This is a genomic window from Microcoleus sp. AT8-B5 (assembly GCF_036705565.1).
GTDB lineage: Bacteria > Cyanobacteriota > Cyanobacteriia > Cyanobacteriales > Microcoleaceae > Microcoleus.
Genome location: NZ_JAUBUY010000026.1, coordinates 65,032 through 90,717 on the forward strand (window position 1 = coordinate 65,032; position 25,686 = coordinate 90,717).

Annotated in this window: 22 protein-coding genes and 1 pseudogene; 15 read left to right on the plus strand and 8 right to left on the minus strand. The window is 45.6% G+C overall.

Annotated elements, in window-relative coordinates:
* Positions 1 to 65 precede the first annotated feature (65 nt).
* Positions 66 to 692 (plus strand): hypothetical protein, encoded by a 627-nt coding sequence (locus QUB39_RS18445; protein ID WP_333210299.1) that lies wholly within the window; start codon positions 66 to 68, stop codon positions 690 to 692.
* Between the two features lie 7 nt (positions 693 to 699).
* Here QUB39_RS18445 and cobS read toward each other — a convergent pair whose 3' ends face one another.
* A complete protein-coding gene (cobS, locus tag QUB39_RS18450; protein ID WP_333272757.1) occupies positions 700 to 1,497 on the minus strand; it encodes an adenosylcobinamide-GDP ribazoletransferase in 798 nt (265 codons plus the stop codon).
* A 259-nt stretch (positions 1,498 to 1,756) separates the two neighbouring features.
* Here cobS and QUB39_RS18455 point away from each other — a divergent pair, with 259 nt between their 5' ends.
* The 3 genes from QUB39_RS18455 to QUB39_RS18465 all read left to right on the plus strand — a co-directional run bounded on the left by QUB39_RS18455 (position 1,757) and on the right by QUB39_RS18465 (position 4,620).
* Positions 1,757 to 2,206, plus strand: coding sequence for a hypothetical protein (locus tag QUB39_RS18455; RefSeq protein ID WP_333053847.1), 450 nt, complete (start codon positions 1,757 to 1,759; stop codon positions 2,204 to 2,206).
* A 510-nt stretch (positions 2,207 to 2,716) separates the two neighbouring features.
* Entirely contained in the window at positions 2,717 to 3,847 is a 1,131-nt protein-coding gene (gene tgt / locus QUB39_RS18460; protein WP_333053848.1) for a tRNA guanosine(34) transglycosylase Tgt, read from the plus strand.
* 635 nt (positions 3,848 to 4,482) lie between these two features.
* Positions 4,483 to 4,620: a photosystem II reaction center protein K gene (locus tag QUB39_RS18465; protein WP_006634808.1), complete on the plus strand. Its 138-nt coding sequence runs from the start codon at positions 4,483 to 4,485 to the stop codon at positions 4,618 to 4,620.
* Positions 4,621 to 4,793: 173 nt separating this feature from the next.
* Here the strand turns inward: QUB39_RS18465 and QUB39_RS18470 are convergent, their stop codons facing one another.
* Positions 4,794 to 5,348: a glutathione S-transferase family protein gene (locus QUB39_RS18470; RefSeq protein WP_333264019.1), complete on the minus strand. Its 555-nt coding sequence runs from the start codon at positions 5,346 to 5,348 to the stop codon at positions 4,794 to 4,796.
* Positions 5,349 to 5,552: 204 nt separating this feature from the next.
* Entirely contained in the window at positions 5,553 to 6,134 is a 582-nt protein-coding gene (locus tag QUB39_RS18475; protein WP_333264012.1) for a manganese efflux pump MntP family protein, read from the minus strand.
* Between the two features lie 197 nt (positions 6,135 to 6,331).
* Between QUB39_RS18475 and QUB39_RS18480 the strand changes: the two genes are divergently transcribed.
* On the plus strand, positions 6,332 to 6,931 hold the full coding sequence (locus tag QUB39_RS18480) for a cytochrome b/b6 domain-containing protein (RefSeq protein WP_333053851.1): 600 nt from the start codon (positions 6,332 to 6,334) through the stop codon (positions 6,929 to 6,931).
* Between the two features lie 406 nt (positions 6,932 to 7,337).
* Here the strand turns inward: QUB39_RS18480 and QUB39_RS18485 are convergent, their stop codons facing one another.
* From QUB39_RS18485 to QUB39_RS18500, 4 genes are all read right to left on the minus strand, one after another.
* Complete coding sequence (locus QUB39_RS18485; protein ID WP_333053852.1) at positions 7,338 to 9,602, minus strand: cache domain-containing protein; 2,265 nt, start codon at positions 9,600 to 9,602, stop codon at positions 7,338 to 7,340.
* Positions 9,603 to 10,440: 838 nt separating this feature from the next.
* The gene (locus QUB39_RS18490; protein WP_333053853.1) at positions 10,441 to 10,905 is read right to left on the minus strand and encodes a hypothetical protein; all 465 of its coding nucleotides are present in this window, start codon (positions 10,903 to 10,905) and stop codon (positions 10,441 to 10,443) included.
* 188 nt (positions 10,906 to 11,093) lie between these two features.
* Positions 11,094 to 11,654: a sugar O-acetyltransferase gene (locus QUB39_RS18495; RefSeq protein WP_333053855.1), complete on the minus strand. Its 561-nt coding sequence runs from the start codon at positions 11,652 to 11,654 to the stop codon at positions 11,094 to 11,096.
* A 247-nt stretch (positions 11,655 to 11,901) separates the two neighbouring features.
* The gene (locus QUB39_RS18500; RefSeq protein WP_333053856.1) at positions 11,902 to 12,576 is read right to left on the minus strand and encodes an MBL fold metallo-hydrolase; all 675 of its coding nucleotides are present in this window, start codon (positions 12,574 to 12,576) and stop codon (positions 11,902 to 11,904) included.
* A 33-nt stretch (positions 12,577 to 12,609) separates the two neighbouring features.
* Between QUB39_RS18500 and QUB39_RS18505 the strand changes: the two genes are divergently transcribed.
* The 6 genes and pseudogenes from QUB39_RS18505 (at position 12,610) to QUB39_RS18535 (ending at position 21,748) form a co-directional block, all read left to right on the plus strand.
* Positions 12,610 to 14,082: a site-2 protease family protein gene (locus tag QUB39_RS18505; protein WP_333053858.1), complete on the plus strand. Its 1,473-nt coding sequence runs from the start codon at positions 12,610 to 12,612 to the stop codon at positions 14,080 to 14,082.
* Between the two features lie 202 nt (positions 14,083 to 14,284).
* On the plus strand, positions 14,285 to 14,884 hold the full coding sequence (locus QUB39_RS18510; protein ID WP_333210286.1) for a hypothetical protein: 600 nt from the start codon (positions 14,285 to 14,287) through the stop codon (positions 14,882 to 14,884).
* A 230-nt stretch (positions 14,885 to 15,114) separates the two neighbouring features.
* Positions 15,115 to 16,136, plus strand: a pseudogene (locus QUB39_RS18520) (DUF6745 domain-containing protein).
* A 163-nt stretch (positions 16,137 to 16,299) separates the two neighbouring features.
* Positions 16,300 to 17,481 carry a sulfate adenylyltransferase gene (gene sat, locus QUB39_RS18525; protein WP_333053865.1) on the plus strand — a complete coding sequence of 394 codons (1,182 nt, stop codon included), beginning with the start codon at positions 16,300 to 16,302 and terminating at the stop codon, positions 17,479 to 17,481.
* A 207-nt stretch (positions 17,482 to 17,688) separates the two neighbouring features.
* The gene (locus QUB39_RS18530; protein WP_333053867.1) at positions 17,689 to 19,863 is read left to right on the plus strand and encodes a caspase family protein; all 2,175 of its coding nucleotides are present in this window, start codon (positions 17,689 to 17,691) and stop codon (positions 19,861 to 19,863) included.
* Between the two features lie 181 nt (positions 19,864 to 20,044).
* Positions 20,045 to 21,748 carry a DUF262 domain-containing HNH endonuclease family protein gene (locus QUB39_RS18535; RefSeq protein WP_333053868.1) on the plus strand — a complete coding sequence of 568 codons (1,704 nt, stop codon included), beginning with the start codon at positions 20,045 to 20,047 and terminating at the stop codon, positions 21,746 to 21,748.
* 75 nt (positions 21,749 to 21,823) lie between these two features.
* On the opposite strand, the gene QUB39_RS18540 is transcribed toward QUB39_RS18535, so the two are convergent.
* The gene (locus QUB39_RS18540) at positions 21,824 to 23,104 is read right to left on the minus strand and encodes a valine--pyruvate transaminase (protein ID WP_333053870.1); all 1,281 of its coding nucleotides are present in this window, start codon (positions 23,102 to 23,104) and stop codon (positions 21,824 to 21,826) included.
* A gap of 16 nt (positions 23,105 to 23,120) precedes the next feature.
* On the opposite strand from QUB39_RS18540, the gene QUB39_RS18545 reads away from it, so the two are divergent.
* From QUB39_RS18545 to QUB39_RS18560, 4 genes are all read left to right on the plus strand, one after another.
* The gene (locus QUB39_RS18545; RefSeq protein WP_333053871.1) at positions 23,121 to 23,339 is read left to right on the plus strand and encodes a hypothetical protein; all 219 of its coding nucleotides are present in this window, start codon (positions 23,121 to 23,123) and stop codon (positions 23,337 to 23,339) included.
* A 20-nt stretch (positions 23,340 to 23,359) separates the two neighbouring features.
* Entirely contained in the window at positions 23,360 to 23,488 is a 129-nt protein-coding gene (locus QUB39_RS18550; RefSeq protein WP_333278758.1) for a hypothetical protein, read from the plus strand.
* Positions 23,489 to 23,822: 334 nt separating this feature from the next.
* On the plus strand, positions 23,823 to 24,365 hold the full coding sequence (locus tag QUB39_RS18555) for a peroxidase-related enzyme (RefSeq protein WP_333053873.1): 543 nt from the start codon (positions 23,823 to 23,825) through the stop codon (positions 24,363 to 24,365).
* 6 nt (positions 24,366 to 24,371) lie between these two features.
* A complete protein-coding gene (locus QUB39_RS18560; protein ID WP_333053875.1) occupies positions 24,372 to 25,592 on the plus strand; it encodes an adenylate/guanylate cyclase domain-containing protein in 1,221 nt (406 codons plus the stop codon).
* Positions 25,593 to 25,686 lie beyond the last annotated feature (94 nt).

The window sequence follows — 25,686 nt, forward strand, 5'->3', positions numbered from 1 at the left end:
CTTAATGAAGCGCTGTATTGAAACGCTCGAAATCAAACCTATAAAGTGTGTAAAATAAAAAAATCATGCCATACAGTCAATTTACTACGATCGCCAAAGCGAAACAAGCTTTCGGTCTCACAGTCCAAGAGGGATCTCGCTTTATACCTCCGCTAAACCCGATCGCACCCTCAGACATCCTCAGCGGTACTCTCAAAGATAGCCTCCCCATCGTCGCCACATCGGGAAGTGAAAAAGCGCGATCGGAAGGAATCATCTATCCCGTACTGCTGGAAGTGAGGCGGATTCTCGATCGCCAAATTAGCCTTTTTTCCGGCGAAGATTTCACCATCGACGAAGCTGTCGGACTGAATGGAGTGTTTGATTTTCTACTGACGCGATCGTCCGAAGTGCTAGAAATTGAAGCCCCCGCCGTTGTAATTGTCGAAGCTAAAAAGACCGACCTCAAAAGCGGATTGGGTCAGTGTATTGCCGAAATGGTTGCCGCTCAACGCTTCAATCAAGCCAAAGAAAAAAACATCCCCATCATTTATGGGAGTGTGAGTAATGGCATTCAATGGCAATTTATCAAACTCGAAAACCAAACTGTGACGATCGACTTATCCGTCTATCCTCTGCCCCCTGTCGAGCAAATCCTCAGCTTTTTCGTTTGGATGATGCAGAATGATGCCGTTAACTCAGAAACAATGTAACCGTTAATCAACCTTCCAAAGCAGCCAACAGACACAGCAACAAAGCCTCCGTCCACTCGACTACAGCACCGTAAGTATCGCCCGTGTGGCCGCCCAAACGGTAGTTAAACCAGGCTCCGGCAAAAATTCCGATCGCACTTCCCCCCAAAGCCATCCCCACCGCCAACAGCCACCGATCGCCATCCAAGACAACTTGCACCACGCTCAAACTCAGCAGCAACAGCACTCCCGGTATAAAATCAAAAGGAGAATAAATCGATTCCTTGTGAAAAGCTCCCTTACCCTCGGCCCGGAGATAGGGATAGCGGGCGATCGCCACCAGTTGGGCCCACCTCCCCCAACCCGCGACACCCATCAAAGCCAGCCACCGATAGTTATTCAAGTCCGAGAGAGCGGCAGTTTTCAGCAGCACGATCGCGATCGCAGCCATCGCCCCAAAGGCTCCTGTAACGCTGTCCCGCATGACTTCCAGCCGACGCACGGGGTCGGGTACAGCCAGTCCGTCCGCCGCGTCCATTGCCCCGTCTAGGTGCAGCCCGCCAGTCACGGCGATGCCCAAAACTACCACCAAGGCCGATCGAGTCAGAGCAGGCATTCCCAACAACTGCAACCCAACATCCCCCAGTCCCAGCATCCCCCCAATCAAAAGCCCGATCGCCGGTGCCAAGCGGGCAATGCCCCGAAACTCCAAAGTCCAGGACACCGGTACCGGCAAACAAGTATAAAAAGCGACTGCGGCTGCGATGGCAGCGCCTTGATTCCGGAAAAAGTCGATCGTAGAGCGAACCCATTTATCATGCACCATAAGATAGAAAATTTTTCATCAGGTATGCAGTTGTCAATCGATTAGCGTGTGCCAGAATTGGACTGTAACACCCTAGTTTTTTGGATCGAGCATTCCTCCTGTCGCCGGCTCTTTTCCCAGGAAAACCTCTGTCGGCAGCGATCCCCAAGCTCCCTATCTAAAAAGACTAAACTCAAGATCCGCGTTTCCCGTACCAAGAATTCTAGCTAACTCCCTGATTTTCAAGACGGGAAAATACTACAACAGAGGCTTTTACTCCATGAGTCACGATCAATTGAATAACAGGGTAGTTGCTCCTTGCATCATCGATACAGGGATCGTCGTCAACAAACGCGATATCAAAAGATTGCTGTTTGATTTAGGACGTGTCCGCTACCTTCACATACAAGATGGCCAGATTTATAGCGAAGGGGAAGGTTATGTACTCGAAGTCTTCGCCAACCCCCAGCGTTCTACCCTGATTGCCAACCATGCGCTTTATTTGAACGTGTATAGTTTTGATTACCTGGAACTGAAACAGTCTCCTGAAGATGGTGCTTATTTTGACCTGGTTCAAGACGGACGGCTGTTGCGGTTAATTCCCCTCTCCAATCCTTTGCAAGAGCAATTCGCCCGGAATTTAAATGCTGCGGCTTTGGATGCGGTTGTCGATCAGGTACTCTCAGGCAACTGGGATCTGCAATTGGACGAAGATGATTCCCCCTTTTAATGGTCAGTCAGTCGATTTTAGATTTTAGATTTTAGATTTTAGATTTTAGATTTACTCGCAGCGCCGTGAATCTGGGAGATAGAACTAAGGTCTAAAATTTTTTGCCCTCCACGACGATTGTCGGAAAGTTGTCTCCGTTTTTGGGCGGGGTCATTCGATTTTAGATTTTCGATTGTCGATTTTGGATTGACTTGCGCGAGATAAATTCGGGGGACGCAAGGATTTTCGATTGTCGGTTTTGGATTGATTTGCGCGAGATAAATCACGTGGCGGGTACCATCTAGAAATTCTCGGTCATGAGTTTTTTGTCGCGATGTCATCAACAATAGATTAGATAACACTCACATCTTGCACCATTCTCGGTTAACAGGCTTTTCGGCCTGTTCCACAAAGAGTGAATTTTCTTGTGGAACAGGCCGAAAAGCCTGTTCCTAAACAAGTAATTGAGAATGGTGCAACATCTCAAATAACACGGACGGCCGAGTAGCGGTTAACGAGCATCGAGGACTAATGACTGAGGACAAGGCGAAATTTTCTTTTAAATGTCAGGCTAATTGCAGCCATACCCAAGCGCGTGCAGGGGTTTTTGCCACTCCCCACGGTGTGGTGGAAACACCTAAATTTATGCCAGTGGGGACGCTAGCTAATGTCAAAACTTTGACGCCGGCACATCTTGAGGCGGCGGGTTCTCAAATGGTTTTGGCAAATACTTATCACTTGCATTTGCAGCCGGGGGAAGCAATTGTCGCAGGCGCAGGTGGATTGCATAAATTTATGGCTTGGCCGGGCCCGATGCTGACGGATTCGGGCGGCTTTCAGGTGTTTAGCTTGAGCCAAATGCGGACTATTTCTGAGAATGGGGTGACTTTTCGCTCTCCCCGCGATGGCCGCATGATTAATTTGACGCCGGAACGATCGATCGAAATTCAGAATCAGTTGGGCGCCGATGTGATTATGGCCTTTGACGAGTGTCCCCCTTACCCCGCTACGCGGGAGGAGGTGGAGGCTGCCACAAATCGCACTTACCGCTGGCTGCAACGCTGCATTCAAGCTCACTCGCGCCCGGATCAAGCTTTGTTTGGCATCGTCCAGGGGGGCGTTTTCCCCGATTTGCGATCGCGCGCGGCGAACCAGTTGGTAGATTTGGATTTACCAGGCTATGCCATCGGCGGGGTTAGTGTGGGGGAATCGGGGGATTTGATCGCAGAGATTGTGAAGGTGACTGCGCCTCTGTTGCCGGCAAATAAACCGCGTTATTTGATGGGGATTGGGACTTATCGGGAAATGGCGCTGGCGGTGGCGAGTGGCGTAGATATGTTTGACTGCGTGATTCCGACTCGGCTGGCCCGCCACGGGACGGCTTTTGTTCGTGGGGAACGCTGGAATTTGAAAAATGCTCGGTTCCGGGAGGATTTTGCTCCGCTGGATGAGTCTTGTCCTTGTTATACCTGCCAAAAATTCAGTCGGGCTTATTTGGCTCATTTGGCGCGGGCTAACGAAGTGCTGGGCTATACTTTGCTGGCGATTCACAATGTGACGGAGTTGATTCGCTTTACTGGGAGGATGCGGGAGGCGATTTTGGCAGATCGATTTACTGAAGAGTTTGCCTACTGGCTTGCACCGACAGTCGATCGATCGTGATTGCCTTGGGTGAAGATATGCGACAATTATCTGAAAATTGGGTTTAAAACCCAGTCGTTGTAGGACGGCTTTTTCCACACCGTGCGAAGTCAGAAATCCTAGGTATTTGGGTAAACATATCCACGCGCTTTGTGTGGTATGCTATCGAGATCAGACAAGATTTAAAAACCTACCCCCGGACTGGGGGAAAGTCTACGCCCAAAACATTCTTGAGGAGACATGACTACGCACGTAACGTGCATACGTGGTCAGCCTGGGAACCCTAGCAATAGGGATATTAACTACCAGCCGGGAAGTCCCTCGGTATATTTAGAGGGGATTAATCAGAGCGCTGCGCGAAGTACCCCGAATAAATTACGCCCGCGTGATGAAAGGCGTGTTGGGTGTAGGTACGGAAACCGACAATTATTCTTGTACACCCCAAGATGATCTGGAAATACTCTGATACTATATTAGCAAGTGGGGGTGGAACTACCTCACTATAAAAAGCCTTTGAAAAAAAGGAAAAAGAAGCCTCCGGTCTAACTGTACTCAGTTGACCGTCAGGTTTGTTCACGACTCAAAAGTCTTAAAAATCCTCACGCCTTTAGGCTGAGGAGTGTCAAGAAAATTCTGTTGGATAGGTAGGTTGATTCATGGAAGCTGCATTACTCTTAGCAAAACTGCCCGAAGCTTATTCGATTTTTGAGCCTTTGGTTAATGTTTTGCCAGTCATTCCCGTATTTTTCTTGCTGCTGGCTTTTGTTTGGCAGGCGGCTGTCGGATTTAGATAAGTTTGATTTTAATAAAAGCAGGGGCAATTCTGGAATTGCCCCTGATTTTACGTGTTGAGTTTTTGGGCTGATCTCGTTTACGGTTGTTTCGGAATGATTTAACCGCAGAGACCGCAGAGACCGCAGAGGAAGAGAAGAGAGAGATGAATAATTAATCCGTGTAGTGCCTTCCTTCAGCTACCGCCGATCGCACTTTTGAATGCCGGTCTTTCTGAGATCCGCTTGATGTAATCTACAACGGCCGGATAAGCACTGAGGTCTAGTTTTAGCATCATCGGAATGTAGGCCAACATTGAGCCGACTGCTGCGTCAGCGACGCCAAATTCATCGCCCATTAAAAATGGCTGTTTCTCGAAGATTTCATTTAACGGTTTTAACAACTTGGGAGTTTCGCGATCGCGAGTTGCTTCTGTAAATATTCCCGGCCCCAACGTAGCGTTAGCAAACGTTACCCACTGCACGATTTGAGCTTGCTGCTCCAAAGTGTCTGGCATCTTACCATATTTTTGAGCTAAATACAGCAGAATTGCGCCGGATTCCCAAAGTTTAAAATCTCCGTCGGCGATCGCTGGTACTTTGCCGATCGGGTTAATTTCGAGAAACTCTGGCTGCAAGTGTTCCCCTGCTTGCATATCTAGGGTGACGAATTCGTAAGGAATTCCTATTTCTTCTAGATACCACTTGACAATTGAGGCCCGGCTGCGGGCTGCTCCGTAAAGTTTCAGCACGAAATTTTTATCCTTTAACACAATATTGCTGTTATAGCATTTTTTGGTCAGTTGTCAGTTGTCAGTTGTCAGTTGTCAGTTGTTAGGAAAGCAGTTGTCAGTTGTCATTTGGGAAAATTCCCAATTACCTTTTTGCCAATTACCTTTTTCCCAATTACCCATTCCATTACCAATGACTACTGACTAATGACTACTGACTAATTACTAATTGCCGATAACTAATGGCACTTCTGTCAAGTGCATAAACAAGATTCTGCTGCCAATGAAAATCAAAATTGCTCCGCCCAATATCTCAATCTTATTAGCAAACAAGTTGCCGCACTTGTGTCCGATAAACACGCCAGCAAATACGACAAAGAAAGTAATAAATCCGATCGCAGTCACCGCAGGAGCAATAGAATCTTTCAGGACAGCAAATCCGAGGCCAACTGCGAGGGCATCGATACTCGTCGCCACCGACAGCGTTATCAAAGTCCCAGTATCTAAGGGATTGAACTTTTTCTCGCATTCTTCGCCTTGCAGCGATTCGTAAATCATTCTCCCGCCAATGAAACTCAAAAGCCCAAAAGCTATCCAATGGTCGATCGGTGTTATCAAAAAACTAAAACTAAGACCGATGAGCCATCCTATTACGGGCATTAAAGCTTGAAAACCTCCGAAAAATAAGGCAATTTTTAAAGCTTTATTGACCTTCATGTGTTTGATTGCTAAACCGCTCGAAACAGCGACAGCAAAAGCATCTGCTGCTAGTCCCAAGGAAAGTAATATGGTAGTGGCTGCATCCATTTTTGTAAAGTGTTAGGTGTTATAAATAAAGTGTTCCTCTTGACTGTTTTAGTTTACACTAAATTTTGATATAAGTGCGTTTTTATCATAATCTATTCATTTTTGACTCACATTTATTTCACAATTGGCGAAGGTTGAAAAAATCAGCGGTTAGCTGTATTGTGTAAAAGATTATTTATCAAGTAGCAGAATTGACTATGCCGCAATCTAGACCCTACCAGCCATTGCTGCTCAGGTTACTGCACGGGGTTAACGCTGCGATCGCCCTTTTAGCAATTTTGAGCGCATTTCTGGTTTACAACACCTACGATGGGCGGTTTGGCAAAGTCCCCGTGCCTCAAATTGCAGATATTATCGGGATTCACGGCACTTTTGGCAAGATGTTGCTGTTAGGAATAATGCCGGCTTTTGCATTGTACAGTTTCCACGCAGGTCAAAAACGCTTGGTGCAGCCGGATTCTTTTGGGAAACTAACGCAGTTGGGAAAACCGATTTGGTGGTACAGTTTGCACCGGATTGTGAATACATTGATGTTGCTAGCACTGACTTGGGCGATCGCTTCTGGCAGTATGGTTAAGGAAGAATGGCTGCCGGCTGGGGAATTGACGCGGGTTTGGTATTATTTACACGCTTCTGGTTGGGTGGTATTGGTATTTTGTCTGGCAATGCACTTGTTGATGAGTGCGAAGGTGGGGGGTTTGCCGCTAATTTTGTCGATGTTTGATGCCGCCTATCGCCCGGAAGATTCGCCTGCTGCTTGGTGGAAGAAAATTCGCTCTTTTGTCGATCGCTCTTAATGTGAAAATGCTTAATGTGAAAATGAACAGAAATAATTTATTAATTGTTGCGGAAGTCTTGGTAATGGGAGGCTGGTTGTTTGCTGTGGTTGCACCTTTATTATTTCCCTAATCCTAGGCTATCAATTTTTCTTAACAAATGATAGTTAGCTCTATACTGAGGACTTCAGCCCTCCGTTTTATGACGACTAAAGTCTTGACTATGGGATGAGAATTAAATAAAATCCACTTTTCATGACTGTTGTGGGATGGGCGTCCCGCCCGTCCTTTCTGGGCGGGCGGGACGCCCATCCTACAAGAAAAAAGGGAAATTATTTAATTGACGATCCTATGAAGCCAAATTAAGCTTTTCGCGCCGCTTACTAGCAAGATTTGCGACGGGTTTTCCTGGCGGCAAAATGCGATATCAAACGATCGGCAATTTTACCATAAACTCAGCACCGCCCCCAGTTTGAGATTTAATTTGAGGTTGCACCGGAGATTCAACTTTCAGCCTGCCACCGTGCAATTCTACAATAATTTTATAGCACACCGACAGATCCAATCCTGTAAATTTTTTAAAGGATTTAGTAGGGCCAAACTCCTCAAATATTATTTGTTGAATTTCCGGCGGAATTGTTGAACCATTGTGGGCGATCGATACAACAATAAACCTACCTGTATCATCCTCGAAAATATCGGTTTTGATAGTAATAATTTGAGCCGAGTTTTCAATACTTTTAACTGCATCTATAGCATGGCAGATCAGACTCGCGAATACCTGGCTCAGTTGAGCGGGATAACACAAAATTGGCGGCAGGTTGTGGTATTCCTTGACTACTAATATTTTTTGCTCCAGTCTGTGAGCCAGCAACAGCAAAATATTGTCGATGCTCTCATTAACGTTGGCGTGTTCTTTGTTGGCTTCGTCAGGAAGTGAAAATTTTCGCAAAGCTAGGACTATCTGGCGAATGCCATCGGCTCCTATTTTCAAAAAATTGAGGATTTGTGGCAACTCTTTGCTGATAAAATCTAGGTCGCAACGCTCTATTTTTTTGGCAATTCGCGGCACAGGTTCGGGATATTGTTCGCGATAGAGGCGAATTATACTAAGCAAATCTTTGATATAATCGTTGAGGTGTATCAGGCGACCGTAAATAAAGTTAATTGGGTTATTGATTTCCTGGGCAACTTCGGCGGCTAGTTGACCCACCATTGTAATTTTTTCGCTTTGTACTAAATGCTCTTCGGTGATTCTGAGTTTGGCTAATACTTCTTCCAAAAGTTTGAGTTCTTCTTGAATTTGCCCGTGGAGTTGGGATTGGGAAATTGCGATCGCCAGCGAGTCGGCAATTGCTTCCAAAACTTGCACCTCGTCGGGACTCGCAAATCGGCGGTTTGCACAGGCGAACAGATATCCAAGCCGATGATTCTCGGTTAGTACGGGTACTGCTGCGTAGTGACTATTTGTAAGTTCGATATGGGCGTGTTCCTCAGACGCTGTGGCATCAGGGGCGGCGGTTTTATGTAGCAGTATCGTTTCGCAGCGGTGAAGCCGTGCAGCTAAATCTCCAGAGGGCCCTCCTGGAACACCAAAGATTCCCAAGCGCCCCGGCAAACCTTCCCGGCAATATTCCCAGCTAAATTCTAAAGTATCTTGTCGGGGATCGTACCAGGCGAAAATTGCTCGATCGAGCTTCAGTAAAGTACCGAGTTCGTCTACTGTAGTTTGGAGGATGCGATCGAGGCCCAAGCAAGCGCGAATGCGGCCAGTCAAGCGGTGGAGAAGGGCTTCTGTGCGACTGCGAATGCCATTTAGGGCAAACAGCTTGAGCGCCACAATTGCACAGAAAATAGCTGCTGCTGCAAGTACGCCGGCGGCTACTGCTAGTATCTTGAAAGGAAGGAGTTCTTTTTCGAGATTGTCGCGGGGAATTACGAGGGCGATCGACCATTCAGCTTGTTCTAAAGGAAGATAGGCAACATAAACTCTGGCGTCGTTAATTTGAGTCAGCACAATGCCAGTTTTTTGATAAACCATCTCCCGCGCTACATTTGCCAAATTAGCATCTGCAGACTCTAAAAGACTGGGAGCCGAATTGTCGATATTTCCGATTAATCGAGCGTCGGGATGCACAATCGGCACTCCTTGAGAATTGAGAACAAAAGCGTAAGTTCCGGGGCCATATTCCAGCTTTCTTACTACTTGGGCAATTCGAGCCATGCTAATGACGCCGTTCATTACGCCGATCGGCTTTTCGGTTGTTTTATCAATAGAATTTGCTGAATTTGACCACACAGGAGCCGAAATGGGAACAATACTTTGTCCTTTGAGCGTGCGAGAAATGGTAGGATCGGAAACATAGACTTCCCCAGCCATTGCCTTTTTGAAGTGTGCGCGGTCGCTGACATTAATCAACGCTCTGCCGACTTTTGTGGTGAAATAAGAACCGTCAGGATCAATTAATGTGAAGTATTGGAATTTTTGTAGTCGATTTACTTCCGATTTTAAATAAGGCTCTGCCACTGACCAATTCATCGAACGAACGGGAGCAGTATTGGCGAGGACTTCGATCTCAGCCTTTCTAGTGCCGAGCCAGCGATCGATCTTGTTGGCCCGCTCCCTAACTTCTAACAAAGCATTTCGCTCTAAATTTGTGATAATCAAGCGACTAACGCTTTGATAGCTCATACAACCAGTGATGCTAGCTGCCAGAATTGTTACGCCCAAAATTAAGAGCGCAGTTTGGTACCCAAGAAGGTATTCGCCCTTTAATCCCGCTGGCAATAGTCTAGTTAATTTCCACCACTTTACTCTCGCAAAGCTTCGCATGGTTTGACCAATTTGTGAGATTGAAATCTTTAGCTCACCTACGATCTACTCGCCCGCCTGCCAGTAGTCTTAAACTACTAGCATTCAATAATTGCGGGGATTTTTTAATTTTTTCCCGCCGAGCGGCTCCTATCGTTTGCGGTTACACTCCTTATGATATAAAGGACACGGCCGTGCCGTTTCCCTACCCAGATTAATTGTAAGGACACGGCACTGCCGTGTCGAAAGCGGTGGGTAATATTAATTCTGATGCTACTCGATTTGATATCACTTTGTTAAACAGGAATAATATTATACCACTTCTTTGACAAAATAAAAAAAATCATCAACTACTTAATTCTTTTTGACAGGCGTTAATAATTGATGTTATTTAGGTGATGTGAGAAGTAGACTTTTTAGGTTGAGATGCTTGGTGTGTGTCTTAATCAAAAGTCCTGACTGTTTTTACTTCGTAGTCTGAAACCCTAGATTTTCAGTTGATAGTTCGATTGCTGAATCGCCTTAAAACCCTTATTCTACGGTTGTCATCAAAAACTGTCAGCACTATTGCTTGATAACGAAATATTGAAAATTTTTCGTTCATTATTAATGAAGGAAAAACTTGTTAAATATTTTATTTACATCTCAAAAATCAAAACTTTTTGCGGTGCATCCGCTGGCTGAGGCACTGTTAAATTGCCCCAGTTGCGGGATTTGTTTAAAGAACCTTGTGAGTGTGTTCGTGCTGTTTCACATTATCTTCAGTGCGAATGACGCGCTCGGAGTTGAGCACCCTTTTGCGTTCTAAGGAATAAGTAAAGTCGTTGCGAACTGTTCCCAAGGGAATGTGAAGTTGAGCTTGGGGGCGGATTTTGTAAGTGCGGGCAGCAGCGATCGCCCGAAAGCCAAATTCTTCACTAAACTGAGATGATGTCGGGAATTCTGGCAACATTTTGGGTGTTTCGCCGTCGAGCACTGCTCCCAAAGTCGTCCCGCAAATCATTAAATAGGATGTGGGAATTCCCTTCAAAATTGCTTCTAAAGCTGCTGAGGGAATAGCTTCTATTACTTGCACTTCAAAAACTTCGCCTTCTTCTTTGATGAAGCAGGTAGCTACACCGACTGCTATGTAGTCGTCGGTGCAGAGATCGGGAGCGTTGGGATAAACTGTTGCAGTCGTCATAAGAAAAGCTTGGTAGTGTGGAAACCGGAAACGAGAAATTAAGCGATTTTAGATTTGAGATTTGAGATTTATTCCACGATTTTTTTCGGGGATTTTACGTTAAAAATCTCAAACCGGCGGTTCTAATAGCTAAAATTTTTGGTTAAGCTCCAAGGAGCCGATCGCACGATTGTGTCGATCGTACCACATCAAGGTAGATGCCGGATGATTCGGCAAGGATTCCCCGCCGCCACGACGTTTGCGGGAATATTTTTGACAACAACACTGCCTGCGCCGATCGTGCTATTGTCGCCAATAGTGACTCCTGGACAAATAATACTGCCGCCGCCAATCCAAACATTATTGCCAATATTAATTTCAGCGGCGATTTCCCGGCCAGAAAGTCTAATTTCCGGGTCTGTGGGGTGAAAAGCGGTGTAAATTTGTACATTTGGCCCGCACAGCAAATTCTCGCCAATGTTAACTCGATTGCAGTCGAGAATCACGCAACCAAAATTCATGTACAATCCGTTTCCCGCATAAATATTACTGCCGTAGTCGCAGTAGAAAGGTGGCTCGATTTCAACTTTTGGGCCAACTGCACCGAACCATTCTGCGAGAATTTCTAACCGTTTGTCTGGTTCGTCTTCGCCGGTAGAATTGTAAGTTCTGGCGAGGCGGCGGGCTCGCTGGCGCTCTAAAATTAATTGCTCATCAGCAGCTAAATACAATTCACCGGCGAGCATTTTTTGTTTTTCGGTTTTTTCCACAGTTTTTTCCACGGTAAGAATCGGCGGTTTCAACCGCTACTTCACCAACGAACTTCATCTCTAAGAGACTGAAAAATAATGTAGGGTGCGAAGGGCGCACCTTACCGCTATAAGCTGTTGCGGCATTTAAATTGTCTGTCAAAAAAAAATCTTGTGGGTGGGCGTCCCGCCCGCCCTGAATATACAATTTAAATGCGCGACAGCTTAATTAGCGCGTCAGATCATTTTTTGATGTTGTAGCATACATTTAGGGTTCAGGTTTTGACTGCAAACAAACAGCTAAATCCAGATTGGCTAATTTCTCAAAAGCTCGATCGATCGATCCTTTTCCCCGCAAAAAACCAGTATTTGCACCGGGGCAAATATATTGTAAAGTTTCCGGCGAAAATCGATCGATAATTGACTTCACGCTGTTAATTTGCCTAGGCCAGTGAAAAGTTTTTGCCGTCAACAGCGGTACTGGGGCGGCTTCTCGGTTGGGGAGCAAGTGCCTACCCGAAAACAGCACTCCACCGCTGCCACTATGATAAAGGCAAGAGGAACCAGGAGAATGGCCAGGAGTCCAAAATGCTTTGATTCGATCGCTCACAACAAATTCTCGCTCAAAAACCGTCACCTTCAAACCCGGCAGTAAATAAGCTTCCTGCTCTTGAATCAGGATCTCGCACCCCGTGGCTTCCTGAATCTCCCGCGCCTTGGCGATAGCGCCACGGTGGGTGAGAAACAGCAGTCGCACGCCGCCGTGTTCCCGCAAAAATGTTTGGTTAATCTCATCCCAAGCGGGACAATCCACCAGGATGTTAGTTTGGTTTTCTACAATGAAATAGGCTGTTGCACCCAGGGTATCCCGGTTAGGGGGGAAAGCCAGGATATTGTCGAGCACGGGCCTGGGTTGTTTGGAGACTGAACTCTGTTGTTTCAAGGAAGTATTTCAGAAGGGAATGGGATAAATATTATGTTCTTTTTACTATGGTTGTTCGTATTGGGGCTGATATCCTACTACTTGTTGCAAAACGGCACCAGCCGCATCACCAAGACTCCGATATGGCTGCTGTGGCTGGTAATGATGGCGCCCGCGCTGATTTGGGGTGGTTGGATGTTAGTTTACGGCACGAGCAAAACTGTACCGCCGGAGTTGGTAATTATACCTTTTCTGGTTTGCCCTTTTTTGTATTGGTTTTTGGTACAGTTGGGGCGCAAGAAAATTACCGCCGAAACTGCACAGCAGGTAGCAGACTCGGAGACTGAACCTGCAAAGCCAAAACCGCCCGTGCGGCCGATCGATGCAGCAGAAGAAGCGAGTTTGCGCGATTGTTTTCCTTGGTCAATTTACTTTTTGCGAGATTTGGAATTTCGGCCCCAGGCTGTAATTTGTCGCGGACAGTTGCGGACGAACCCGGAGGCGGCTTATGAGGCAATTCGGGAGAATGTGGAGAGGCTGTTTGGCGATCGCTTTTTAGTAGTATTTCAAAACAGCTTGAGCGGTCAACCTTTTTTTGCTATAGTTCCCAATCCCAGCCACCAATCAGGCGAAACTCCTGTCAAAACCGAATCTGTAACCAGGCCATTTTTTGCATTAGCTTTGCTGCTGATCACGGTGTTTACGACTACACTTGTCGGGACGCGACTTGCCGGAGTTAGTGAACAAGCTTTGCAGTCTAACCCATCAATGTTGCTGCAGGGTTTGGCTTACTCGCTGGCTCTAATTACATTTTTGGGAATTCACGAATCCGGCCACTATTTAGCGGCCCGATTTTACAAAATTCGCACGACTTTGCCTTATTTTATTCCGATTCCTTTTTTCTTGGGAACTTTTGGCGCCTTCATTCAAATACGGAGTCCCATTCCCAACCGCCGAGCTTTATTTGATGTTAGCATTGCCGGCCCCCTGGCGGGTTTAGTGGCGACAGTGCCATTATTAATTTGGGGTTTGAATCATTCGACTATTGTACCGCTGTCAGACAAGTCGGGAATGTTAAATTTTGACTCTTTCAAACCCAGTTTTTCGCTGCTGATGACTTTGTTGAGCAAGTTAACCTTGGGTGGTGCTTTCAATGCGGAAACTGCGATCGATTTGCATCCGGTAGCGGTGGCGGGTTATTTGGGTTTGATCGTGACGGCGTTTAATTTGATGCCGGTGGGACAACTCGACGGCGGGCACATTGTACACGCGATGTTCGGCCAGCGAGCGAGTATGGCGATCGGGCAAGTTGCTAGACTTTGTATGCTGCTGCTTTCTTTTTTGGAACAGGGTTTGCTGCTGTGGGCGATTATTTTGTTTTTCACGCCGCTAAACGACGAACCGGCGTTGAATGATGTCAGTGAATTGGACGATCGGCGGGATTTTTTGGGGCTAATGGCGATCGGGCTTTTGTTAATGATTTTGTTGCCGGCGCCCAGGGTACTCCTTGAGTGGTTAAATGTTTAGCAGGAAGAGGGAAGTTCGGCAACGGATTCGCTCGACGGATTTAACTAACGGATCGATGTCGAAGTTCGAGGTAATAGAGAGGAAGGAAGAAAAGAGAGGTTGACAAAATCCTGCAAGGGTTGCTATACAAGCGAGTTTAGAATTTATCGACTCGCTTTCTATCTCGAAGTAATCTTTATTTTCACCGACTGATTAGAGAAATATGTCTTACAAATCCTTTACTTTCCAACAATTAGAAGAGCGCTTTGGATTGGAGCTATCACTCAGTCCTCTTTTGAGTGCCAAGGTGGTTCCAATAGAACCCTCCGAATGGCTTTGGAGAGCAATCGAAATTAGTTCTAACACTGCTGTTACAACTGTAAAAGAACGTTCGGAACGGATTATTTCTCCTATTCTGTTAGAATTTAGAGAAAGGAACAACAGACAATTTTCTCTTTTTTCTGGTTGGTCATTTGATGTAGATCCTGAGCGGGGATTGAATGGGGAATGCGACTTTCTATTGTCTTCCGTTCCGTTTGATTTGGAAATTAAAGTTCCGGTTTTTGTATTGAGAGAAACTAAAGGCGGAGAAATAGAATCTTGTCTGCCACAGTGTGCAGCACAAATGGTAGCGGCTCAGCTATTTAACGAACGCGAACACAGTTCCATACCTGCAATATATGGCTGCGTAACTACTGGGGTTGTCTGGCGGTTTCTTAAATTAGAAGGAAATAATTTAATTATTGATGTTGATGTTTATTGTCTAGATAATGTTTCTATGATTTTAGGTGTTTTGCAAACAATCGTTAATTTATACCAATAAGTTGACGAATCTAATAAAATAGGTTTATAGGAAAAATCCCTGGTTATTACCAACTTAATAATATTTTTTTCCCAGAGGCGAGAGCGAAAAAAATTACCGAAAATCAAATAATATCAAATCCGTTGGCATCGGAATGATTCATCTGTCTCTTCCGTTTCTCTGTATTCTCTGCGCCCTCTGCGGTTTAATCATTCCAATACAACCGGAATTCATTTAATATAGCTGTACCAATAATCGCAATGACTCCAGAAAAAACAGCGCTAATTCCGATTTATCGCGAGCAGTGGCGACAAATTGGACTTTCGATCGCACAGATCGATCGCCCGCAAGCGACAGCGGCCATCAACACCGCCTACAAGGGAATCAATCCAAAATCGAAAATCGAAAATCCTCAAGCCCCCGCATTTATCCGTGGAATCGCCTCTAAAATCTAAAATCTAAAATCTAAAATCTAAAATCGATTGACAGCCCTTACATAGCTTTGCAAGCAGTTGAACCGCTAAGGATACGCGATTCTGGTCTGGGAATGGCCAGCGAAATCAGAAACAAAATTCATAATGAATTGTACGATATATTAAGAAGTCAACTGGACAGGAAATTAGAAAATAAGATTTACAGCCAACTCTATAATCCGCTGTACGCTCAACTGATGAATCAACTGCACCTTCATGTTAAAGACGAAGTTTACGTCAAATTAGCAAGGAAGTTGGGCGGGAGATTTCAGATGGAAAACTGCGGCTGGATTTACCCGTTTGAGAAAATGTGCTTTGTGTGCGATCGCTCGATCCAACTTCATTTTGACAACGAATATTTGCTCCACGCTTTATGTCAACCAGCGGTTGAATTTGCTGACAAGTTCAGTCTATACTCTTATCGTGGCGTCCGACTGCCGGAAATAATCGGTCAAATTCCGCCCCAATCTTGGCAAGCTTCATGGCTGTTAAAAGAACAGAATGCCGAAGTGCGGCGAGTTTTGATTCAGGCGATCGGCTATCCGAAAATTTGTCAAGAATTGCAAGCAACTGAATTGGATAAGTGGGTAGCCACGGGGGGCTACCCCTACCAAGAATATACTTTGTTGAAAATTGAGAATAATATTGACATAGAGCCAATTTATTTGTTAAAGATGACTTGTCCGAGTACGGGACACCTTCACGCTTTGCGAGTGCCGCCAAAAGTGTGCTCCGCTAAAGAAGCGATTAGCTGGGTAAATTGGGGAATAGATCCCGAAGAATTTCAAGTCCAGACTTGAGGCGAAAGTTTAGAGTTTTGAGTGCGCGAGTTTACAGTTAAAGAATTACAGCGCCACAAAAGCAGCGTTGTGCACAAGTCCAGAACAATTAAAAAATGTAGAATTGCAGCCACCGCTTGATACTATGTACTCTGGCAGCTAAAACCCACAACTTCAAATCGACATGAGCCAGCATTCAGACCGCATTGCCCCTCACGGCGGCACCCTGGTCAACCGCATTGCCACACTAGACCAAAGACAAGAATTTTTCGACAAAGCAGAGTCCCTGCCGCGAGTCCAGTTGTCGGATCGATCGATCTCCGACCTGCAAATGATCGCTATCGGCGCCCTGAGTCCCCTCAAAGGGTTCATGAACGAAGCTGATTATCGATCGGTCGTTAAACAAATGCGCCTCTCCAACGGCCTTCCGTGGTCGGTTCCCATCACCCTCTCGGTAACAGAAGAAGTCGCCGCCCCCCTGAAAGCAGGAACTTTAGTGCGCCTCGACACCCAGGCGGGCGAGTTTGTCGGCATCTTGGAACTTGCAGAAAAATATCACTACAGTAAAGAAGAAGAAGCCATCAACGTCTACCGCACCGACGACATCAAACACCCAGGCGTCCAAGTAGTAGACAAATCCGGGCCCGTTAACCTCGCAGGCGACATTTGGCTGCTGGAACGCGAACTAGATGTTCGCTTCCCCCAATACCAAATTGACCCGGCGAAATCGAGAATGCTGTTCACAGAAAAAGGATGGAAAACCATAGTCGGTTTCCAAACCCGAAACCCCATCCACCGGGCCCACGAATACATTCAAAAATGCGCCTTAGAAACAGTAGACGGCTTGTTCTTGCACCCGCTAGTCGGGACGACAAAAGAAGACGACATCCCGGCTGATGTGCGGATGCGCTGCTACGAAATTCTGCTAGAAAAATACTATCCAAAAGATCGCGTAATTTTGGCAATTAATCCGGCGGCGATGCGCTACGCCGGGCCGCGAGAAGCAATTTTTCATGCTTTAATCCGCAAAAACTACGGCTGCACTCACTTTATCGTGGGGCGCGATCACGCTGGAGTTGGCGATTATTACGGGACTTATGATGCCCAATATATTTTTGACGAATTTGAGCCGGGAGAATTGGGAATTGTGCCGATGAAATTCGAGCACGCTTTCTATTGCACACTGACGGAACAAATGGCTACAACTAAAACAAGCCCCAGCACTCCCGAACAACGGGTGCATTTGTCGGGAACCAAAGTGCGGGAAATGCTGCGCGCTGGAAAATTGCCGCCGCCCCAGTTTTCCCGGCCGGAAGTCGCTGCTGAATTAGCCAAGGCAATGAATATTTTTAGTTACGAGATTTAAATCTTGAACTTTGGTGGGGGCGACATTCTGAAGAGTTTTGAATTTTGAGTTTTGAGTTAAAATTTTATAATTTTAAACTTAAAGCTCAAAACTTAAAACTTAAAACTTATCTTAATACTAAACACTCACAACTTAATTAAATTCCCTAAAATTATTGCGGGGAATTTAACTAAAAAGTCACAACTTAAAATTCAAAGCTATTTAAAAATGGGACTCAAGCGGCGGGAATTTTTGCAGCAAGCTGGCCGGGTGCTGGCCGCCATCGGAATCAGCGAGGCCCTGTGGCTGCAGTTGGGCGATGGCTACCTCCAAGCCTTAGCGCAACCGACAGCCAGGAAATTGGCTTTGTTGGTGGGCGTTGACAAATATCCAGACTCGCCCCTGCACGGCTGCGTCACGGATGTGGAAATGCAGCGGGAACTGCTGATATATCGGTTTGGGTTTGTGCCGTCGGACATTTTGACTTTGACTGACGCTCAAGCTACGAGGGAGAATATCGAGACGGCTTTTGTGACTCACTTGACTCAACAAGCAAAACCCGGTGACGTGGTAGTTTTTCACTTTAGTGGCTGCGGTAGCCGAGTCAGTTTGGGCGAGTCTCCCGGAAAAATCCAAAACAGTTTGGTGCCGGCGGATGATGTTTTGCCGTTGTTAGCCAACCGGGCGGTGAACGATATTTTAGAGGAAACGCTGTTGCTGTTGATGCGATCGCTCGCGACAGAAAATGCGATCGCCATCCTCGACACCAGCTACCCCTATCCGGGTTTCTCCAAAAACGGTAACTTTCGCATTCGCTCCCGCCCCCGCCCCACCATCGGCCAGCCTCGCCTCGCAGAATTAACGTTTGCCCAAGGCCTCCGAACCCGCAAAAATCTTCGTCCTGCCGCCGCCGTAGTTGCCGCAGGCGCGAATTCCCAACTCGCCGCCGAACAAGAGTGGGACGGATTTACCGCAGGTTTGTTTACCTACGCCCTCACCCAAACTTTGTGGTGGGCAACTCCCGCTAGCAGCTTCAGCGTCAGTTTCAGTCGCGCTGCGGGCAATGTTTACAGCAAGCTGGCGGGGTTATCGCAGCAACCGCAAATTCTCAATCACGATTTAACAATCGCGCCGGCGGTGAATTTTTCAAATTTAATCTTCAATTCCCCTGCATCTGACGGCGCTGTGACGGCGGTGGAAGAGGGGGGCAAAACTGTGCAGTTGTGGCTGGGGGGGTTGTCGCCCTCGGTTTTGGAGTGCTCCGGGGGTTCTGTGTTTGCTGTGGATTCTTCCGAGGGCGCGAGGCTGTTGCTGCGGGGACGCACGGGCCTCTCTGCTAAAGCCCAAGTTTTAGATGGGTCTGCTCAAACAGACGGCCAATTAACAGTCGGCGAAGTGGTGAGGGAAGAAATTCGGGTTTTGCCGCGAAACATCGGTTTGACAGTAGCTTTGGACTCGGGTTTGGAACGCATCGAGCGGGTGGACGCTACCAGCGCCTTTGCGACTGTGCCGCAAGTTTCGGCGGTAGCCAGCGAGCAATTGGCTGACTGTCGGTTCGGCAGAGTCCCGGAAACGACTTTAGCCGAAACTTCTTCGGCTCACGAGCCTGCTTTGTATCCCAGCCGTTACGGTTTGTTTTCTTTGGCTCAAACGCTGATTCCCGATACTGAGGGCGACGGGGGAGAAGCAGTTAAGGTGGCGGTGCAGCGCTTGACTCCGCAGTTGAAAGCGCTGCACGCTGGGAAGTTGCTGCGGCTGACAGCCAATGAGGGGTCTTCGCGCCTGAAGGTGCGGGCGGTTCTGGCAACTACCGCACCGCAAGCGCGGGCTGTGGCGCAGCGAGAGCCGGTGCGGGCCGGCGGTGATTATCGGCTGGAACCGCTGAGCGGAGAAAGTGAGAAATCCGCCCGCGATCATATATTAAGTGTGAGCAACAGCAGCCGAATTCAGTGCAGATTGTATAACGACAGCGATCGCCCGGTTTACTTTGCGGTGTTTGGCTCGGATAGCGCAGGACGGCTTTCAGTGCTCGGCGCTGAGGGCAAAGACGCTGTGGGGGGAATGTCGCGGGCGATCGCTCCTGGGGAGAATTTGACGGTGCCGGCGGCTGGGGGGAGCGGGTGGGCGGTATCTGGGTCGATCGGACTTGCGGAAATTATGATTATATTTAGTGAGACTCCCTTCGCTCAAACTCTAGCTGCAATAGAAGCCGAAACCCAGCAAACGAGGGATTCCCTGCCAATTCGAGTGTTGTTGAATCCTTTAAATGTGGCGCGGGCGGTACTCGAAGATTTGCACGCCGCTAGCATTCCGGGGGTGCAGAAAGCGGGGATATCGACGGACGATTTGGCTTTGGATGTGAATGTTTGGGCAACTCTGAGTTTTGTTTATCGGGTCGTTTAATTTGGTAATTGGGCATGGGGCATTGGGCATGGGGCATGGGGCATTGGGCATTGGGCATTTGTTATGACAACTAACAACTCATATCAAGTCCGGTGCTATTAAACTGGTATAGTGGGGGTGTAGTGGATATCAAATCCGGTGGCATCGGAATTATGTAGTACAATTTCAATAAAAAACGCTCATGAAAATCGAGGCAAATGATAAAGAAGTTCGAGATATTTTTTCTCTGGGTTATTTCAAAATACCAAGATTTCAAAGGCCTTATTCTTGGAGTGAAGAGGAAGTAAACAATTTTTGGGATGATGTTGTTATTGAAGATAACGATCAATATTTTATTGGCTCGATGGTTGTCTATCAAACAGAAAAACCATATTTTGGAATAGTAGATGGGCAACAGAGATTAACAACCATTACATTAATGCTCGCTGCTATACGAAATGCTTTTCGTATACTTGGTGACGAAAACCTCTCCATAGGCGTTCATAATTATATTGAAAAACCAACTATAGATAATGTAAAGGAATTTATCCTTAACTCTGAAACTTCGTTTCCATATTTACAAGCTCATATCCAAAGCTTTGAAGGAGCAAAGGTTAATTGTAAAGTAGGACATGAAGAGTTGAAACTTAAAAATGCCTTTGAATTAATAAACAAAAAGCTTTCTTCCTTTATTCCAGGATGGAAAGAAAACAATGCCAAAATTGAGTTATTGGATGAAAGTAGGCTTGCTATAATAGATCGCCTCAAAACCATAAGAAATAAAATTCTATCACTGAAGCTGGTTTTTATTCAATTAGATAATGAAGATGATGCTTACTTAATTTTTGAAACACTAAATACTAGAGGTAAAGATCTAACTACACCTGATTTAGTTAAGAATCTATTCCTCAAAAAAGTTCAGTCTTCCAATAAAACATTAGATAACGCTAAAATTATCTGGAACAACATATTGGACAAGTTTGATGACTATGGCATAGAAAATGCAATGACATCATTTTTACACCACCATTGGCTTTCCAAATATGCAGATACTACTGAACAAAAGTTATTCGGTGAAATAAAAAAACATATTCCTAATTCCGATGCAGCTTTTTCATTGTTAATTGAATTTCAACAAAACGCTGATTACTATGCTTCTATAAGAAGCCCAAATAATTATTCATGGACTCCAGAAGAAAATGACCTGAAAGAGTGTTTGGAAGCATTCAATATATTGAGTGTTAAGCAACAAATGCCAATGGTTCTATCCCTTATTAGAGCATATAGAGAGCAGAATCTAACACTGAGAGCTTTATTGAAAATTCTCAGGAAGATTGAATCATTTCATTTCATTTTTAATAAAATAACTTCTCAACATTCCTCCGGCTCAATATCCAGTATCTATTATAAAAATGCTAGAGATCTTACTCAAACTAATAACCATGACAAAATTCAGTCCATATTTTCATCTTTAAGTACAAGTCTTAAATCTAAGCTAGCTGAGTTTGAAGAATTTGAAATAGAATTTACCAAACTTATTTATACCAAAAGCAAAACTAGAAATAGGAAAGTTATTACTTATATACTAAGTCGCTTCATGGGAAAAAATATTAATGGCTTACCTATAGATTATGAATTTACCAGCATCGAGCATATACTACCACAGTCTAAAGAATGTAATGAAGATGTAGTGGGAAGTATAGGTAATTTAATACTCGTAGATAGAAAAACCAATAGTGAAGAGTTAAAAAATTTAGATTTTCCACAGAAAATTAATATTTTACGTAACAAAGGTTATCCTATTGATTCGGATTTATTAAATGCCAATCAGTGGACTGAAACAGAAATAATTAATAGAGCTAAATCAATGGCTCATAAAGCATTTTATGAACTTTGGAGTATATGAATAGGTGAAATCAGCCCACTATACAAGTCCGGTGCAACCGGACTTGATATAACAACTAACAACCAACCAATAACACTAACTACTTACTGCTGACGGATAAACCTTTTCTACCATTTGAGCCAAGCGTTTCATAGCAGTTTCAATCTCATCATTTGTTGCAGTCAAACTGATGCGTAAACACTCATGTTTGTGCTGCCAATCTTGTCGCAAACCAGGGAAGAAAGAACTTCCCGGCACGACAATTACGCCGACTTTTTTCAACTCTTGATACAGTTCCCAATCAGTCATTGGCAAATCTTTCAGCCATAACCATGCGAAAATTGCTCCTTCGCCCCGGTGCAAAAACCACGGCAAATCCTTCGGCATTGCTTGTTCTAGAGTGCTTTCTACGATCGCAAATTTGCTTTGATAGTACGGCCGAATTACGTTGATGGAAATATCGGCAAGAGCACCCGAAGCAATGGCACGAGTTGCGATCGCCTGTCCGTATCTTGGCGAATGAATGCACATATTGGTCTGAAAACATTCTAATATTTGAATGATTTTTTCATCGCCGATCGCAATTCCGATTCTTTCTCCCGGCAATCCGGCTTTCGACAAACTCATACAGTGCACTATATTGCCGCCAAAAATCGGCGTCATTTCGGTAAAATTCAAGGACGGGAAGGGAGGGCCGTAGGCAGAATCCACGAACACCGGTGCGTCAAAAGCGGCCGCTAAATCGGCAATTTTCTTAACTTCGTCGTCGCTGAGAACGTTGCCGGTGGGGTTGCAGGGACGGGAAAAAATGACGCAACCGGTGGTTTGGTCGATCGACAATTGGCTGAAATCCGGGCGGTATTTGAACCTGTGGGCGGCTGCATCAATATCGAGGGTGGGTTTGCAAGCGACTACCGCTTCGGGAATCAAGCTAACGCCGCCGTAACCCGTGTAGTCTGGGCTCAACGGTAAAACAATATTTTTAAGCTGTTTGCTGGTAGTGTAGCCGCCGAAAGCGTTGGCTGCGTAGAAGTAAATCGATTGACTTCCGGGAGTAATTAGAATATTGCGATCGGTCAAATTCAGTCCGTAACGCTGATTAAAATCCGCCAATACCGCATTGATAAACGGCTGATAACCTTGACTGGAACCGTAGCGACAAACCACCTCGCCGTATTCTGGGCTAGCCAAAAGTTCCGCAGTGCAGTCGCGCCACAACTGCTCGACTTCCGGTAAAATCACCGGATTTCCGGCGCTCAAATTGATAAACTCCTGCCCGCTGCCGGCTCTGAGAGTTTCAATAATATCTTTCATAATTGCCCGAACTCCCGTGAGGTGGGACATCTGAGCGCCAAATTGAGTCAGGGCAGGGTTCATAGCAAATGCAGCGACAATGATAGAAGTTTACAGTTTACCCATAATAACTCCAGTCGCAGGCGTTAGCCTAGCTTATCTGGGGTATGGGTTGTCGATCGAGCGTCTGATTAATTCAATAAAGTCGATCGCACTGCATTTTGTTTTTTCCCCTGTGCGCCCGACGGAGTATAAGATTGTAGCCATTTGTGAAGTGCGATTGAGCGATCGAACTGAGATGTTGCACCATTCTCAATAAGCTTTTTAGGAACAGGCAAGATGCCTGTTCCACAAGAAAATTCACTCTTTGTGGAACAGGCATCTTGCTTGTTCTTGACAATGGTGCAAGATGTGAGATCGAACAGTGTTTTTTACCTAAAAATTAGCGAACCGAACAGCAATCTCTAATTCAAGAGTTGTGGTAAGATTTCACGCCGTCGCGCCAGATGAATTGCCGATACTTGACAACAACCATTGGGAGAATCTAAAATTACCCGTAAAACCCGATCGCAACAGAATTTTATGGGCTCCGGTTACTGCTATAATTACAGGTTTAATCCAGCCTCAATAATCAGATTTGTTGCTAGCTCATTTTCATGATTCGCGGTTTGCTGACAGCGGTGCATTTTATCATCAATCCGACTAAAGCCAAGATCGGTCGTAAGATCGACCTTTGAGTGGCGTTACATAACAAAAACGTAAATTCCAACCCCCATTAACTGCCGTAAAATCAAACACAACAATGACACACTTTCCACTTATAGAATACGAGCAACTTACAGATCCTAAAGCCAAAGCAGTGTACGAAGAAATCTTGACCGACTTGGGGTTTGGCATCGTCCCCAACCTGTTCAAGTCAATGGCAATTAACCCTGACCTATTAGAAGCAAATTGGAAAAAATTCCGGGGAACCATTCTGCAAGGAGACTTACCGCGCACGCTTAAAGAAATGGTCGGCGTCGCTATTTCCCAATCAAATAATAGCGAGTACGCTCTCCAAGTTCACCTGCACGGATTGTCAGCGTTGGGGATGAGCGAAGAACTACTGCGAACCCTAGTTTCTGACTTTGCCAACTGCCCTTTGCCAAAACGCGATAAAGCCGTAATTACCTTTGGCTTGCTGGCTGCTACAAAACCCCTGGAAGTGACAGAAACTGATTACCAAAACCTGCGGGATTTAGGGCTAGATGATTCTGAAATATTTGAGATTATTGCGACAGCAGACTTGTTTAGCTTTGTCAACCGATATACGGATGCAATAGCCCTGGAAATAGATGCTTTGTAATCTACATTGTATACCCCTATTATGGGCGATCGGCTAGAAGATCAAGATCGAGAAGAACTTCTGTTGACAGCCCGCCGTTTGTTAGCAGAAGCTCAAGCCCTTTCCATCCGCATTTCCGCCGTTAACGAAGTTGCCACAGCCATTAACCGCACCCTCGATCTGGGCCAGATTTTGCGGGTAGTAGGCAAGCAAGCCAAATGGTTGCTCGACTTTGAACACTGTAGCGTTTGCCTGCACAGCACTAATGCTTGCATGACTTTATTTGGCCCGCATATTCCTGTAGATATTGCAGCCCTCCCAGAGGGCGGCCCTATTCACAAGGCCTTCAACACACGTCAACCTCAATTAATTCAAGAAGCGGGTGCTACTGCTATTTTATCCCCCTACGCTTCGCAAATAATCCTTCCTTTGGAAAGCGAAGGTAAGGTTTTAGGAACCATTAATTTTGCCACAACCAAGCCGCGAGCTTACACTCAAGAAGACTTGCGAATTGGCTATCTTTTGGCTTTGCAACTATCCTCAGCCATCCGCAATGCTGAACGTTTTAAAGAAATAAATAGGCTGTATTCCGAACTCGATGCCGAAAAGCACAAATCCGATCGGCTACTGTTGAATGTGCTCCCGGTTGAGATTGCTGAGGAACTCAAAAATAACGGCAAAGTGGAACCACTTTATTATGATAACGTATCGGTTTTATTTACTGACTTTAAAGGCTTTACTCAGTTATCTGAAAAAATGACGCCGCGAGAATTAGTTGACGAACTAGACTATTGTTTTTCTTATTTCGATCGCGTGATGGATAAATACTCTATGGAAAAACTGAAGACTATTGGTGACAGCTATATGTGCGCGGCCGGAATCCCTACGCCTCGCCCAACACACGCTTTTGACGCTGTACTTGCTGCCCTAGAAATTCGACAGTTCATGGATTTGCGAAAAATACAGAAATCTCAACAAAACATTGCTTATTGGGATATCCGCATTGGCATTCATTCAGGCCCAATACTGGCTGGGGTAATTGGCAATAAAAAGTTTTCCTATGATGTCTGGGGAGATACAGTTAATACTGCATCTCGGATGGAATCTTCCGGTGTCCCTGGAAATATCAATATCTCTCACGACACGTTTGAATTAGTTAGAGATTTTTTTGAATGCGAATACCGAGGCAAAATTTATGCTAAAAATAAAGGGGAGTTGGATATGTATTTGGTTCGCTATCTTAAATAAATTTGGGAAGGGGTAATTGCTAAGGAATGAGAATTAAATAACTTCCACTCTTGAAAGTGGGATGGGCGTCCCGCCCGTCCACTCATGACGGGCG

What these genes read in the sequence shown, in the direction of transcription:
- QUB39_RS18480 (WP_333053851.1), top strand. Translation starts at nt 6,332, where the DNA reads ATGCCGCAATCTAGACCCTACCAGCCATTGCTGCTCAGGTTACTGCAC.
- QUB39_RS18555 (WP_333053873.1), top strand. Translation starts at nt 23,823, where the DNA reads ATGACACACTTTCCACTTATAGAATACGAGCAACTTACAGATCCTAAA.
- sat (WP_333053865.1), top strand. Translation starts at nt 16,300, where the DNA reads ATGAGCCAGCATTCAGACCGCATTGCCCCTCACGGCGGCACCCTGGTC.
- cobS (WP_333272757.1), bottom strand. Translation starts at nt 1,497, where the DNA reads ATGGTGCATGATAAATGGGTTCGCTCTACGATCGACTTTTTCCGGAAT.
- QUB39_RS18455 (WP_333053847.1), top strand. Translation starts at nt 1,757, where the DNA reads ATGAGTCACGATCAATTGAATAACAGGGTAGTTGCTCCTTGCATCATC.
- QUB39_RS18445 (WP_333210299.1), top strand. Translation starts at nt 66, where the DNA reads ATGCCATACAGTCAATTTACTACGATCGCCAAAGCGAAACAAGCTTTC.
- tgt (WP_333053848.1), top strand. Translation starts at nt 2,717, where the DNA reads ATGACTGAGGACAAGGCGAAATTTTCTTTTAAATGTCAGGCTAATTGC.
- QUB39_RS18465 (WP_006634808.1), top strand. Translation starts at nt 4,483, where the DNA reads ATGGAAGCTGCATTACTCTTAGCAAAACTGCCCGAAGCTTATTCGATT.
- QUB39_RS18545 (WP_333053871.1), top strand. Translation starts at nt 23,121, where the DNA reads ATGATAGAAGTTTACAGTTTACCCATAATAACTCCAGTCGCAGGCGTT.
- QUB39_RS18490 (WP_333053853.1), bottom strand. Translation starts at nt 10,905, where the DNA reads ATGACGACTGCAACAGTTTATCCCAACGCTCCCGATCTCTGCACCGAC.
- QUB39_RS18505 (WP_333053858.1), top strand. Translation starts at nt 12,610, where the DNA reads ATGTTCTTTTTACTATGGTTGTTCGTATTGGGGCTGATATCCTACTAC.
- QUB39_RS18485 (WP_333053852.1), bottom strand. Translation starts at nt 9,602, where the DNA reads ATGAGCTATCAAAGCGTTAGTCGCTTGATTATCACAAATTTAGAGCGA.
- QUB39_RS18540 (WP_333053870.1), bottom strand. Translation starts at nt 23,104, where the DNA reads ATGAACCCTGCCCTGACTCAATTTGGCGCTCAGATGTCCCACCTCACG.
- QUB39_RS18535 (WP_333053868.1), top strand. Translation starts at nt 20,045, where the DNA reads ATGAAAATCGAGGCAAATGATAAAGAAGTTCGAGATATTTTTTCTCTG.
- QUB39_RS18475 (WP_333264012.1), bottom strand. Translation starts at nt 6,134, where the DNA reads ATGGATGCAGCCACTACCATATTACTTTCCTTGGGACTAGCAGCAGAT.
- QUB39_RS18510 (WP_333210286.1), top strand. Translation starts at nt 14,285, where the DNA reads ATGTCTTACAAATCCTTTACTTTCCAACAATTAGAAGAGCGCTTTGGA.
- QUB39_RS18530 (WP_333053867.1), top strand. Translation starts at nt 17,689, where the DNA reads ATGGGACTCAAGCGGCGGGAATTTTTGCAGCAAGCTGGCCGGGTGCTG.
- QUB39_RS18550 (WP_333278758.1), top strand. Translation starts at nt 23,360, where the DNA reads ATGCCTGTTCCACAAGAAAATTCACTCTTTGTGGAACAGGCATCTTGC.